We start from the raw sequence: 14,493 nt of genomic DNA on the forward strand, positions 1-14,493 counted from the left end.
ACTACCCACCTAATCCCAATAATAAGCCAACATGAAAAAAGTACATTATATCTCAGGGATACTATTGATAGTTTTCATTGCCATGCATTTGTTTAACCACCTGATGAGTTTATTTGGCCCGGGTGAACATATTTATGTAATGGACCGGTTGCGGCTAATCTATCGCAATGTATTGGTAGAAACACTCTTGATGGCCGCCTGCGCAGTACAAATCATTTCAGGTATACAACTCATACGAAACAGAAAAAGGCAATCCCACTCCGCTTTCGATAAGCTGCAAGTACTGACAGGATGTTATCTGGCAGGATTTCTGGTCATACATTTAAGTGCTGTTTTTGGGGGTCGGCTGGTTTTACACCTTGATACAAATTTTTATTTTGGTGCAGCAGGGTTAAATGCTTTCCCTGCCAACCTTTTCTTTATTCCCTATTATTCGTTTGCCGTCCTGGCTGTTTTCGGGCACCTGGCATGTGTACACCAAAAGAAAATGCGCATTGCCCTGTTTGGTGTATCACCTCAAAGACAATCGCTTATTATGGTTATTATAGGAGTAATTATAACGGGCAGCATTCTTTATGGCCTGACCGATGGGTTTAAAGGACAAGAGATCCCAAAAGCATATCATATATTAATGGGAAAATAGGCTAATACAGTAGTACATAGTATTTGGGGCAACGGTTTTATTCCCCGTTGTCATGCATATCCATTTCCAGCATTTTACTAACGCCGGCATATTCTGCAGCTGCCTGCGGGCATAATACTGCACCTAAGGAAGTCATAATCTTTTGTGTTACGAGATCAATATCTTCTGTTGTAATTAATAAAGAAGGGGTATGATTTCTGAACCGGCGTAATAAATTGTGTTTGTGTTCTCCGGTCACGCCAACCAGTTTATTCATCCTGTTAATAGCAGCATGATACAATTCTTCATAATAAAAAAGCATGTTCATAAAGGCGTATTTAGTATAGCTCAAATGTAGGCTTAAGCGTATAACCGCAGCTATATGAAAATATTATGACCTATAATTATTAATTATAGATAGATCTTGCCATTTTTATAAACCGTTTGTTCAGCTCACTGGTTTCGCCTTTCCGCTGAATAAAGTAAAAAGTGCGCTCTATCCGCAGTCCTTCAAACTGCAGGATGGTAAGCTCTCCGTGCTGTAATTCCTTCACGATGGAGCGTGTTGAAAGGAATCCTACACAGCCGGATTCCAGCAGGAAATTTTTCAGCGCCTCCGTTCCTCCCAGCCGCACTTTAATCTTCAGGTCGCTCAGTCGTATTTTACTTTTCAGCAAGCCGTTCTTAATGGCCTCCAGTGTACCACTACCCCGCTCTCTGATAGCTACCGGCATGTTCAATATCTCTTTCAGCGGATAGTTCTTTTTCTTTGCCAGCGGGTTATCCCGGCTGCACACGGCAACAATCTGGTCTTTCAGGAAAGACTGATAGGTAATGTTGGTCAGCTTACCTTTTTCTTCTGTAACGCCTATATTGATTTCCTTGTCCAGCAATGCCTGCAGCACAATTTCACTGTTCCTGTTGAGCAAAGAAATATCCACCAGCGGATACTCCCGGTGAAAGGCAGACATCACCTTGGGTAAAATGTACAACGCCGCGGTAGTGCTGGCGCCGAGGTTGAGCATACCGGTAGCCTGCTGTGTATCGTGTATCACAGAAATATCAAATTCTGTTTCCTGTTGTATCAGCTTCACCGTTAATAACCGGCTATACAGCAACAGACCAGCTTCTGTTAACTCTATCTGCAATCCTTTTCGCTCAAACAGTTTGGTTTTGTATTGTTCTTCCAGTCCTTTTACATGGGTACTTACAGCCGGCTGGGAAATAAACAACTCCTGGGCGGCCTTTGAAAAGCTTTTCTGGTGAGCAACTTCCATAAAAACGAGGTGACGGTTAGATAGCATAACATCACATTTTTCAACAAATTATCGAAAAAATAAGAAATCCGGCACCATTAATTGGCGCCGGACAGCTATCAAACTAATTCTCACTAACTATAAGAAGGTTTATATCAAAAAAATTATTGCAATTTGGCCAGCCACAAAGAGGCATTCATAAACAGTGCAGCATGGCTGTATAAAGGCCAGCTTACGTACAGATTATTACCGGGTGCGCCGGTACCATCGTCCATAGGAGAGCTATCCGTAACCACGTATATACGTCCGGATCCAAAAGTGGAAGAAGCGCTCATGAGGTGCGTATTGCCCTGCGCATAACCGCCCTGCCAGATCAATCCCTGTACACTTGCATTGGTAGCAGGATTGATGGTAATGGTGGCGCCGTTATTAAATTCCAGCTTCGACACACTGCCCTGTGAGCCATTCAGTATGGGATTGCTGCTGCTATTAGTAAGTACATTAGTGGTGATCTCAGAAATATTGGTAAGATCAATGCTGAAGCCAAAAGGATTATTCTGTACACTGTTATTCGTCATCAGGTCATTCCATATAGCCGGGGAATCATAACCATCGTTATTACGGTCGCTCATGGTATGATCAGAAATCATAAATAATCCGCCACCATGACTCACGAAATTAAGGATCGCTGTTTTTTCTGCAGCTGTGAAAAGGATATTAGGTTCATCTACCACAAATACATCGTAGTTAGCGAGGTCCTGTGGATTGGAAGTATTACCGTAAGTAAGCGCAGTACCTGAAGGCAAAGTTTCTACAGTATTACCAGTCTTAACCAGCGCAATACCCCAGCTGGAAATGGCGCCGGTCCAATATGTTTCCGCAGTGGATGCGGTGATACCTGATTGGGCAGGAGTTGGGAAACGTTGCGGTATACTGTTATCTTCATCAATTACCCAGTCGGCATTACCCGCCGTTTCTGCTTTGGTAGCATCAAACAGGAATTTTTTTCCTTTACCGGTTCCTGTTCCTGTTGTATCAGTGGTACCATAATTGTTGATGATAAAATCATCAAAGTCGATCCTGCTGCTGGCACCATCCGTTTTACGTATTTCAAAACGAATATTACCTGCCACATTAACGGTAAAAGTGGCTGCCTGCAATGTGTTCGCACTGGTGGTAATGGTGCTCCCCGTTTGCGTGTAGTTGCTGCCACCATTAGTGCTGTACCATAATTGCCAGGTGCTGTTACCATCAGATCCAAACTTCGCATGTTGAACGGTAACTGTTCCCGCTCCATTGGGGTTATCAAAATTCATGGTCAGCTTGCCGCTGTTTCTTACGCGGGCGGCCTGTGTGCCGTTCTTAACATCATTACTCAGGTTACCTAACAAGGCATCAGTAAAGGTCCATGATCCGGAGCTAAGGGTTACACCGCCGGTGGCATAAGAACCTTTGGTGCCACTATCAAAATTTTCAGAGACGCCTACTGTGGATTCAGTAGTAGCTTTATGCCATGCAGATTTCTCCGGCGGGACGGTATTATATCCCTTTTCCTTTGCGCAGGATGCAAAAAGTAAGATGCCGCAGCAAACAATAGACAGGTTAAAATTTGTCAGAATTTTCATAACAATAGATTTATTATTAAATATAATAAACTCTACTGCGCCCATCATATTAAGCTTAGGTTAACTGCGGCATCCAACTTTTTGTTTCAAAATTATCTTTTATTTTTTAGCGGTGCTATTCCTGATTGGCACAAACAACACAGCGTCTGCAATGACAATACCATCTGCGTTTTTATTAGTGATTTCTACAAAACTGTTATCTCCGGCAGGAAGATCATAAGTTCCCAAAGCCACCCAGCCGCCGGTTGTTTGACCAGAGGCGATGATGTCTGCCGACTTAATAAATATTTCCCTGGATTGTTTACCATCAAAAACGTTGAAATGTTTCACTGAACTTTCATGTTCCATTTTTGAGGAATAAATATAAACAGCATAGTTTCCTTTTTCTTTGATCGTTGGCGTGAATTTCACTTTCTTTACGTCCTCACTTTTGCCTTCAAAATATAACATAGAAGGACCGAACCCGCCGAGTTGCTTCAGCTTCCAATCTCCTGTGATGGATACTTTAGCAGCATTTTCATTGTCAATTAATATCTCAGGTGTTGACCCATCTGCTAACGGATTAACTGCGAGTATCCGTTGCAGTTCCTTCACATCTATTTCCTGTACCGGCTTTTTAGTATTGATGGCCAGCGTAGCCGCTACTGCAGACGATTGTCCCAGTACCATAAACACCGGTTCCATTCTGATAGAGCCATAAGCGATATGAGAGGCAGATAAACATACCGGCACGAGCAAATTTTTGCAGGCTGTTTTTGGCGGCACAATAGCGCGGTAAGCAATCGGATAAGGCGAAAATCCATGCTGCTGTACATCCCCTTCATTTTTCACCTGTGCTTTGCCGTTGGCGTCCAGTACTACCAACCGCTGGCAATTATGCGAATCCATGCCATAAGCGCCGGTACCAACGCCATCGGCTACACGCTCTTTGCCCAGGCAGTTGTTTTCCGTCATTACATATTCCCCGATCATCCTGCGGGCTTCCCTGATATATGGTTGCGGCGACCAATGATCATTATCCGTGTATTCATCCTTAGGGTATCCCCAGCGCTTCACTTCCGCACGAACAAACGCGGGCACTTCTGGATCATTCCCCAGAAAATACAGTAATCCTTTATTATGCAATGCCAGCGCTTTATTGAAATCTTTCCGTTCCTGGTAAGAAGCATCCGGATAACGATAGTTTGCTCCTATCATATCGGTAGAAAAACCGCCTTTATTATTGATGTCTGTTTTTCTGTTGGGCATCAAAGACCAGTTCATATCCAGTTTGAGATTAGTCCACGGCTTTTTTTCCATTACCCGGAGTAACAATTCATACTTTGATGCATCGTATCCTTCCGGCTTTGTTATGGGGATCAGGTTAGTGCTGTCATCTGTTAAACAAATCCTGTAGTTATACGCCTGTACGGCTTTATCGCCTGAACCTTGCGGCTGTAATGTATTAGTGCTAATGCCCCATAACAATCCGCTTGCCGGGTTACCTGCTATTTTATAAGGATCTATTCCATCGGGTAATTGATTTGTCCATTGATGATTGGCAGGAAATTCAGGCACCTGTACCCCATTGATATGTTCGCCATACTGCGCATTGCTTTCCCGGCCTACGGTGTAAGGCACGCCTGCTTTAGCCATGAGATCACCTTCATAGGAGCAATCAATAAAAACGGTAGCAGCAATTGTTTTATTGGTGGCACTATTGGGCTTTTCAGCATTTTCTACTACTATATTTTGAATATATCCATTCCTATTTTTAACTGCTTTGATAATGCGGTGGCTATATAACACTTCTATCTTCACGGCTTTCAGGTAGTCATTAAAAATACCTTCTGCTACATGTGGTTCAAAGATCCATTGTTCAAACTTGCCATAATGCTGGCCTATGCGGCGGTAAAAATTATTTGCCAGTCCTGTTACAGCATATTTATTACCGATATCAGTATAGCCCAGGCCGCCGGATGACAGCCCTCCTACGTGCTTTCCGGGTTCTATCAAAATAACTGTCTTCCCTGATTTAGCCGCGGTGTATGCTGCTATAACGCCACTTGAAGTACCGCCGTACACACATATATCGGCGGTGGTATTTTTCTGTGCAAAACTCACCATATTAAAGGCCAGTATGCACAATAAAGTGATCATATAATTTTTCATGCTTTCTTTTTTCATCATTAATTATAAATCAGATAGCTGTTTTGTCAGGGAGTAATGGTATAAGTAAATATGCCGTATGCATTTGCATATCCCAGTCCAATCTCAAACCCTTCTGTAGCTGTATTTAAGGTGATGATCACCGTTTTTTTACTGGTTTGCAGTGCGTTATTTAATCCCGCAATATTTATATCTGCCCGCCAGCTGCCGGCAGGGATGGTAACGCTTAACGGGGGGACTGTATAATCCACTCCGGCAGCAGCCGTACCGGCCAGTGCAAAAGATACGGTTACATCTTTAGTGTATAGCTGGTTTAAATAAACCCTGGCTACGCCGGTTGCATTTTTTTTACCGGTAGCCGAGTTGGTAAATGTTACTGTGCCATCGGGTACTTTGGCCACTGTGTATACCCGCTTAGGTGCATCGGGATATACAGGGTCCTCTTTTTTGCAGGAAGATGTCAGTAACAAGCTGCATACAGAAAGGCATGATATGATAAAAGATAACTTGTTTTTCATGTGTTTGAATTTAAAAATGTAAGTGAGCGATAACATTAATACCCGTGGTTTTGAACGAGGTTGGTGTTGATCAGTAATTCGCTGCTGGCAATGGGCCATCTTACCCAATCGGGATTAGTGTTGCCGGTAACGGTGGCGTACCGGCCGCTGCGTACCAAATCGAAATAACGCTTGCCTTCAAAAGCCAGTTCTTTTAACCGTTCATTTTCTATAGCTACTCTTACATCGGCTTGTGTGGCGGCTGTGGTGCCATTTAGTCCAGCTCTTGTTCTTATTTTATTGAGTTCCGTGATGGCATTATTTGTTTGCGTTAACTCGTTGTAAGCCTCTGCACGAAGCAAAATAATATCTGCCAGTCTGTACAGGATGTAATTGGAGTCAAAATATCGCTGGCTGCCAATAAGGGTACCCAGGTATTTGGTACCATAATCTTTGTTTACATCTCTCCATGGCGCTGATGGACTGCCGGTATTGGTGTAGGTAGCGCTCTTGCGTAAATCACCGGGTTCAAAAGCAGCTTTCAACTTCTCTGAGGGGCATACCAGCCAGCTGCCACCGGGATAACTGGTAGGTGAAGTTTGACCAATCGGTAAAAAGAAACTCACTACTGTATTTCCATTTTCATTGTTGCCGTTGCTAAATTGCAATTCAAAAATGGACTCCGTAGTATTTTTAGCTAAGAAGATACTGCCATAATCAGCACCTGCTACCAATGTGTAGTTAGCCGGAGTGCCGGTAACAATTTTATCTGTAATATCCAGTGTTTCCTGGTACTGCTTTTTCCACATGTAATAATCTGCCAACAGGGCTCTTACTGCGCCTTTGGTGGCCCTTCCCCTGGTGTCTGTCAGCGCGGCATAAGTATCCGGCACCCTGCTTTCTGCTGCCAGCAGATCGGACAGTACCAATGCATATACTTCTGCTGGTGTTGCCTGTTTTGGAAAATAATTCTGCGTAGTTGAATAATAGGGTGCTGTTAAAAGTGGTACATTTTCAAATGTTCTCACCAAATAGAAATACAACAGTGCTCTTAAAAAATATGCTTCACCTAAGATCCTTTCTTTTGCAGCAAAATCAGGTATTGCCGGCACATATTTTAATACATTATTAACTCTGTTGATGGTGGTGTAAACACTGCCCCAGGCACTCAGGGAAATATCTGCATTCACGTTACCGTTTATCAGCTGCAATGTTTCTGTTATCGAAAGATCGCTTGGACCGTACACATCAGCTCTTGCTTCTCCCCACAATAGTAAAGAACGGGGCAAGTCCTGCACACCGTCGTAGCAGCCAATGATAGCCGCTTGTGCAGCACTTTCATTTTTTAAAGAACCGTCTGCTGTAATGGCACTTTCGGGTTTCAGGTCAATCACCTGCTTACAGGATAATAAAGTGCCTATAAATAAAATGAGGATTGATATATAAGTTATACTGCGTTTCATAAATCATTTTTTTGAGATGAAAGGCTGGTTAGAAGCCTAAAGTAGCACCCAATGTAAACGTCCTGCACTGCGGATAATTACCATAGTCAATGCCCAGGTCAGTTACAGAAGAACCAAATGCAGACACTTCAGGATCCCAACCGGTGTAGCTGGTTAAAGTGAACAGATTTTGAGCTGTTACATAAAACCGCAGGCTTTGTATTTTCATTTTTTGAGTAATAGCTGGCGACAGGTTGTAGCCTAATGTTACCGTTTTAATGCGCAGGTAAGAACCGTCTTCTATCCATCTTTCAGATGCCCGCCTGTTATTACCCGGATCGCCATGATCCGCTCTTGGCACGTTTGTAACATCTCCTTCTTTCCGCCACCGTTTTAATACACCCGTACCTGCTGCAGCAAAGGCGTACATATTTTCTACCACTGCCCTCGATCCGTTATAGATCTGATTCCCGTAAGAGAACTGTGTAAATACATTCAGCTCAAATCCTTTATAAGAGAGGTTGTTGCTAAAGCCCCCGGTGAACTTTGGTAACGCATTGCCGATGATGACCCTATCGTTATTATCGATGATGCCGTCTCCATTCCTGTCTTCAAAAATCTCATCTCCACCTCTGAACAGGTACCCTGTGCTACTCAAATCCCGGATGCCTTTTTTATTATCTGCCGAGTAAGCATATACGCCTGAAGTATGCCAGCCATAAAATGCGCCGATAGCATCTCCTACTTTCAGGATGGAAAGGGGATTGCTGGCGCCTTGTATGTTGCCGCCCTTACTGATAATAATTTCTTTGCCACCACCAGCCAGGCCGGTGATTACATTTTTATTAAAGGAGATATTAAAATTGGAAGACCATTTGAATTGTTTGGCAGAGATGTTGATAGTATTAATATTTAATTCAACACCCCTATTCTCTGTGCTGCCCACGTTTTGCAGCGAAGACCTGATACCTGCAGAAGATGGTAACTCCACGTCCAGTAACAGGTCTTTTGTTTTTTTAATGTAGGCATCTACCGAAAAACTTAATCTTGCATCAAAGAAGGAGGCATCTACCCCCGCATTGTATTGCGTGGTGGTTTCCCATTTTAAATCAGCGTTTGGTAAATCACTGGGCGCCACACCGGCATATCCATTGTAATTCCTGCCGGTGGCATATACGCCCTGCGATCTGTAATCGCCAATATTGTCGTTCCCTGTTTTACCAATACTTGCCCTGATCTTTAAATCGCTGAGCGCCTTCAGCCTTTTCAGGAACGGCTCATCAGATACCCGCCAGCCTACTGATGCAGCGGGGAAAAGTGCGTATTTATTATTTTTACCAAATTTGGAAGAGCCATCATTTCTTAAACTAAGCTCTACGAGATATTTATTGTTAAAGTCGTATCCAATGCGGGAAAACATGGACTCAATACCACTGGCGCTGTTGAAAGAAGAAGCCCCTACCAGCGTACCTGCCGCATTGATAGTAGTAATGCTGCCGGTGCTGAAATTACTGGCGCTGGCCATGGTACTTTCTGCGCGTCGTTGCTGAATACTGTAACCCAGTAACGTATTAAAATGATGTTTATCCTTTACAGCGAATTTATAGTTTAAGGTATTTTCATTGATCGTGGTTAAATACTGGCTGTAATTGGAGATGCCGGAAGCCAGGCTCAAATCAGTGGCCGATTTATAAGCATCATCTTTCAATCCACTAAAATCAACGCCCCAGGTAGTACGGAAATTAAATCCTTTTAATAGCTGGTACTCTCCATAAACATTACCGATAACACTGTTTATACCAGTAGCCATTTTATCCTGCGTAGCCACCATTACAGGATTGGAATAGCCTGCAGGGTCGCCCACATAGTAGCTGCCATCTCCGTTGTAAACGGGTAATACCACTGCTTTGTATAAAGATACCCTGATGACAGAACGGCCATCATCTTCTCCCGGTACTCTTTGATAAACGGAACGCGAAAGCGATAAACTGTTTCCGATCTTTAGCCTCGGTGTTGCTTCATAATCGGTATTAATGCGCAGGTTATAACGTTTAAAATTTGTTCCGAGTACTACCCCATCCTGGTTAAAGTAGCCACCACTCAAAGCATAGCGCAGTTTTTCATTCCCTCCGCGGATAGACAGATCGTAATTACTGATTGGGGCAGATCTTAATACGGCACCTAACCAATCTGTATTAATATGAGTGGAGCTATCCGGTATTACAAATGCATACAGCGACCCCAATCCACTGCTGAGCGCATTGGCGCGTTGTTCTTCAATCAGCTCTATGTATTGGCAGTTGTTGATTTTTTTGGGGCGTTTGCTGGCAATATCTTTTTGAAAACCGGTATAATAATTCAGGGTGACAGCCGGAGCGCCGCTTTTACCACGTTTGGTAGTAATTAATACTACGCCGTTAGCTGCCCTGGAACCGTAGAGGGAAGCCGCACTTGCATCTTTTAATACTTCCAGCGACTCAATATCATTTGGATTAATAGCCGCGATGCTGTTGGTAGTTGTGCCCATAGCCAATGAAGATGGATTGCCTGATTGTACCGGCACGCCGTCTACCACATACAATGGGCTGTTGCCCGCATTGATAGAGGTGATCCCTCTTACCCTTACCGTGATGGCGCCACCGGGTTGACCGGAATTTTGTATTACCTGCACGCCCGCCGCTCTCCCCTGTAACAACGCATCAGTGCTTGACACAGGGACATTGGCAATATCTTTTGATTTGATAGATGATACTGCATTGGTAACGTATTTTGTTTTTTGTGTGCCATACGCCACTACAATCACTTCATTCAGCTTCGTAGGATCTTCCACCAGGGTGATATTTATTTCCTGCCCGCTGCTGACCTTGCGTTCCTGCGAAATATAGCCCACATAGCTATATACCAATACTGCCTCGTTGCCGGGCACTTTCAGGGTATAGGTCCCCCCGGCATTTGTATTGGTGCCTATAGTGGTTCCTTTCACCCTGATACTAACACCTACCAGGGGTTCATTATTCACGGCGGTCACCTTGCCTGTAATAATAACCGGTGGCGGCGATGGTTCATCGGGTTTGGGCTTTCGTCTTATGACAATTGTTTTCTGGTTAATGGCATACGTAAGTGGCTGGCCGTCGAAACACTTTACCAGCACGTCTTCCAGCGATGCATTACGGAACTGCACATCCATTGGTTTGGTGTCTTGCAGCATCTGATCCGTGTAAATAAAGTTATACCCGGTTTGTGTACTGATCTTCTTTAATACCTCGTCGAGGGATACATTTTTCCCGGCAATAGTAATTTTCTGCGCGTACGACGACGCAGCTACATGAAGAAAGGCAGTGATCAATAAAACAAACGTAAGTTTCATAACCAACAGGAATTTATTAAGCGCGCGGACTTCCCGCCGGCGCCCTGACAGAACGTGGAATTTCATACCTTTGAATTGTTTGGGTTTTAATTTGGTTGTTATATTAGCGTATAGATCATTTGGGAACCCGGACGTCAGCCAGGGGCGTCGTAAGCGCTCCTGGTTCTTTCACAGATTGTTTGCGATGTAAACTTTATGGCATAACGGTAATCCTCCTTCCATTTATTTTAAAGTGAACTAATCCTGTTAACTGCAGCATATCCAGTACTTCCGATACTTTCTCAAAACGTGAGGTAGCTCCTACAAATTCTTCCTTCGTAATATTTCCTTCATACTGAATATCCACATCATACCATCTTGCAACCTTGCGCATAATGCTTTCAATATCTTCATGAGAAAAATTAAAATACCCGTTCTTCCATTGTATCGCCTCTCCTGCATCTACATTGGAAACCAATATATCATCTCCTACTTTCGCCTGCTGGCCTGGTTTCAGGAGCTGTGAACGATGTGTTATGGCATGCAATATTTTTACACTGCCTTCCAGCAAGGTGGTCCTGCTATTTTTTTCATCGGTATAGGCATTAATATTAAAATGCGTTCCTAACACGGCTACGGTTTGATTGCCGGCTGTTACTTTAAAGGGCATAGCAGCATTTTTGGCCACTTCAAAATATGCTTCCCCGGTTAGTTCCACTAACCGTTCCTTCCCATTAAAAACAGGCGGAAACTTTAAAGATGAACCTGCGTTGAGCCACACCTTGCTGCCATCCGGCAGTGTAACCTGGAACTGCCCGCCCTTAGGCGTTACAATGGTGTTATAAGCCGTTGCCGGCGCATCTGCTTTACCTTTGCCTGCTTCGTAAATAATTTCCCCGTCTTTTGTTTTATTGATAGCGGTATGGCCTTCACTGGCGATAGTGCCGTTTTGGGCACTGTCCAGCAGAATGGTGACGCCATTGGCAAGGATCAGGACAGCTTTATTACCACCCGGTGCTACATCATTTTTATATAAAGGGTTTAGTGCTGCCACCGGCGCCTTAGCGCTGTTGTGACGCGGCAGGAAATAAAATGCCGCAGCAGCTGCCAATACCAATAATACAGCTGCTGCCGCCACCCGCCTCAACGGATGCCACCAGCTAACCTGTTCCGGTACACTTATATCGTCGTGGCTACTTAATGTATCCAGTCTGGCTTCAATTTTCTGTATCAACGCCAGCCGGTTGCCGGAGGTGTAGTCCGCTTTGGTTGCAGCTATTTGCTGATAGCGGTCCATCACTTCCTGCACGTCCGCTATGGGAGCGCTTTTTAACCAGCCAATAAATAGCTTATGTTCCGCTTCCGTATGCCGGTTTTCAGCGAACTTTATCAGGAATTCATTAATTAGTGTTGCTTCCATATCTGTATGTAAGACGAAGCAGCGGATCAAAAGAACCCCTCAGGAATTTATTTTTTTAAAAAATTGTGTGCTAAGATTTTTACTATTAATACAATAAAACACGTTATTTTTCTTTTTTTAGCGGAACCGGGTAGCCGGTTTCCATGCAAGCGGTCAACCAAATCAAATTACTATATTCAACTATGGCGGGATATTCAGATGAGCGTGAACTGATACAGCGGATCTCTACAGGCGACCGGCAAGCATTTACCATGCTTTATACGCAATATCTGGATGGTTTGTACCAATACATTTATTTGTTCACCAGGTCGAGGGGTGCGAGTGAAGAAATTATACAGGATACTTTTGTTAAGATATGGGAACGACGGGAATCATTGGAAGAAATTCAGTCTTTTAAAGCCTATCTGTACCGGGCTGCTAAAAACTTACTACTGGATGAGATCAGGAGAAACCAGGTAGCCACAAAAGTACTGGGCATCCTGAAGCAGGACACCGAAGAGAGCCCTGAAAATGCAGACGATAAAATTATCTTCAGTCAATACTACCAGATAGCACAGGAAGCGATTAATCTGCTACCAGAGAAACGAAAGCTGATTGTTGAATTACGTACCAGGGACCACTTAACATTAGATGAAATAGCCGAAAAACTATCCATCTCAAAATCTGTTGTAAAGAAACAACTATATGCAGGGATGTCTTTTGTAAGAAAATACCTGTATAAATATGGCGAACTTACCGCTACTATGCTCTGCTGCATATCCCTGCTGGATGTTATCCACGCAAATGCCAGGATTTAGTTTTGGTAAATGCCCTGATACCCTGATGTGAAAGTGTAACACCAATACCGGAATGTTTTCTGCCACTCCAGGGTACAGCGGCGCTTACGCGGTCGCAGCAATTCCAATAGGAAGTACCACTATTCACCTGTTGCAGTAACGCTGCTGCCCGTTCCCTGTCGGCAGAATAAACGGCGGCAGTGAGCCCGTATGGCGTATCCTGCATCAGTGCCAATGCTTCCTCATCATTTTTCACTTTCATAATACCAATGATGGGGCCGAAGCTTTCTTCCTTCATCAGGCGCATCTCGTGCGTTACGTTGGTAAAAACAGTGGGCTCAAAGTAGTAGCCTTTCCCAGGTATCCTTTTTCCACCGGTTAATAAGGACGCTCCTTTCTGCACTGCATCTACCACCTGTTTTTCCAGTTCATCCAGCTGTTCTTTCCGTGTTAACGGTCCCGTATACACGCCGGCTTCGGTTGGATCACCTGTTTTCCAGGATTTGACTTCTTTCACAAATTCGTTCAGGTATTCATCGTATATTTTTTCATGGACGTAGATACGTTCTACCGCACAGCAGCTTTGTCCATTGTTATAAAAGGCCCCGTCAGCAGTGCCGGCAGCAACATTTTTAATGTCTTTCACATCATCCATTACATATACCGGATCCTTACCTCCTAATTCTAATTGACACGGCACCATTTTGCGTGCTACCCTTTCATAAATATGTTTACCTGTCTGATAGGACCCCGTAAAAAAATATCCGGCAAAATCCATATCCAGTAAATTTTCGCCCGTTCCTTTTCCTCCGATGGCTACCTGGAAAACGCCATCCGGTAATCCTGCCATTTTCAGCAATCTTGCTATATGAAAACCAGTGAGTGTGGCATATTCCGATGGTTTATACATCACTGCATTACCGGCTATCAGCGCAGGAATAAAAACATTTACCCCAACCAGCCAGGGGTAATTCCAGGCAGAAATATTACAGATAACACCCAATGGCTCGTAGGATATTTTTTCTTTCATACCCGCTGTATCTGTCATGTATTCGTCTTCCAGGTATTTTGCTGCATGGCTGAGTATCCATTGAATACGTGTACTGGCACCATTTATTTCATTAACAGATTGCTGTAAAGGTTTGCCTGCTTCCGCAGTGAGGGTAGCCACCAATACTGCCTGCTCGCTCTCCAGCAATGCATGAAACCTGCTGATAACTGCCAGCCGGTCAGATAATGGATGCGCAGCCCAGGCTTTTTGTGCTATTGTAAGCACCTGAAATTTGTGCAATAAACTATCCTTTCCATCTTCTTCAACTGTATCAATGATGGCTTCTGTTGCCGGATTAATGATTTGCATG

At 43.8% G+C, this 14,493-nt stretch carries 11 protein-coding genes; 2 read left to right on the top strand and 9 right to left on the bottom strand.

Annotation, left to right across the window (positions count from 1 at the left end):
• Positions 1–31 precede the first annotated feature (31 nt).
• Positions 32–643 (top strand): hypothetical protein, encoded by a 612-nt coding sequence (locus CLV51_RS25240; protein WP_106530876.1) that lies wholly within the window; start codon positions 32–34, stop codon positions 641–643.
• A 37-nt stretch (positions 644–680) separates the two neighbouring features.
• Here CLV51_RS25240 and CLV51_RS25245 read toward each other — a convergent pair whose 3' ends face one another.
• The 8 genes from CLV51_RS25245 to CLV51_RS25280 all read right to left on the bottom strand — a co-directional run bounded on the left by CLV51_RS25245 (position 681) and on the right by CLV51_RS25280 (position 12,356).
• Positions 681–950: a hypothetical protein gene (locus CLV51_RS25245; protein WP_106530877.1), complete on the bottom strand. Its 270-nt coding sequence runs from the start codon at positions 948–950 to the stop codon at positions 681–683.
• 79 nt (positions 951–1,029) lie between these two features.
• Positions 1,030–1,926, bottom strand: coding sequence for a LysR family transcriptional regulator (locus CLV51_RS25250; protein WP_106530878.1), 897 nt, complete (start codon positions 1,924–1,926; stop codon positions 1,030–1,032).
• Positions 1,927–2,042: 116 nt separating this feature from the next.
• Positions 2,043–3,503, bottom strand: coding sequence for a hydrolase (locus tag CLV51_RS25255; RefSeq protein ID WP_146151378.1), 1,461 nt, complete (start codon positions 3,501–3,503; stop codon positions 2,043–2,045).
• Between the two features lie 99 nt (positions 3,504–3,602).
• On the bottom strand, positions 3,603–5,654 hold the full coding sequence (locus tag CLV51_RS25260; protein WP_106530925.1) for an FAD-dependent oxidoreductase: 2,052 nt from the start codon (positions 5,652–5,654) through the stop codon (positions 3,603–3,605).
• A gap of 44 nt (positions 5,655–5,698) precedes the next feature.
• A complete protein-coding gene (locus CLV51_RS25265) occupies positions 5,699–6,169 on the bottom strand; it encodes a hypothetical protein (RefSeq protein ID WP_146151379.1) in 471 nt (156 codons plus the stop codon).
• A 35-nt stretch (positions 6,170–6,204) separates the two neighbouring features.
• Positions 6,205–7,611: a RagB/SusD family nutrient uptake outer membrane protein gene (locus CLV51_RS25270; protein WP_106530881.1), complete on the bottom strand. Its 1,407-nt coding sequence runs from the start codon at positions 7,609–7,611 to the stop codon at positions 6,205–6,207.
• Between the two features lie 28 nt (positions 7,612–7,639).
• Positions 7,640–10,957: a TonB-dependent receptor gene (locus tag CLV51_RS25275; RefSeq protein WP_158267153.1), complete on the bottom strand. Its 3,318-nt coding sequence runs from the start codon at positions 10,955–10,957 to the stop codon at positions 7,640–7,642.
• Between the two features lie 193 nt (positions 10,958–11,150).
• The gene (locus tag CLV51_RS25280; RefSeq protein WP_146151380.1) at positions 11,151–12,356 is read right to left on the bottom strand and encodes a FecR family protein; all 1,206 of its coding nucleotides are present in this window, start codon (positions 12,354–12,356) and stop codon (positions 11,151–11,153) included.
• A gap of 182 nt (positions 12,357–12,538) precedes the next feature.
• Here CLV51_RS25280 and CLV51_RS25285 point away from each other — a divergent pair, with 182 nt between their 5' ends.
• Positions 12,539–13,153 (top strand): RNA polymerase sigma factor, encoded by a 615-nt coding sequence (locus CLV51_RS25285; RefSeq protein ID WP_158267154.1) that lies wholly within the window; start codon positions 12,539–12,541, stop codon positions 13,151–13,153.
• On the opposite strand, the gene CLV51_RS25290 is transcribed toward CLV51_RS25285, so the two are convergent.
• Positions 13,128–14,492: an aldehyde dehydrogenase family protein gene (locus tag CLV51_RS25290; protein WP_106530885.1), complete on the bottom strand. Its 1,365-nt coding sequence runs from the start codon at positions 14,490–14,492 to the stop codon at positions 13,128–13,130. The genes CLV51_RS25285 and CLV51_RS25290 overlap by 26 nt on opposite strands.
• Between the last annotated feature and the right edge of the window lies 1 nt (position 14,493).

Origin of the sequence: Chitinophaga niastensis (assembly GCF_003014755.1) — a bacterium.
In the GTDB taxonomy this organism is placed as follows: domain Bacteria; phylum Bacteroidota; class Bacteroidia; order Chitinophagales; family Chitinophagaceae; genus Chitinophaga; species Chitinophaga niastensis.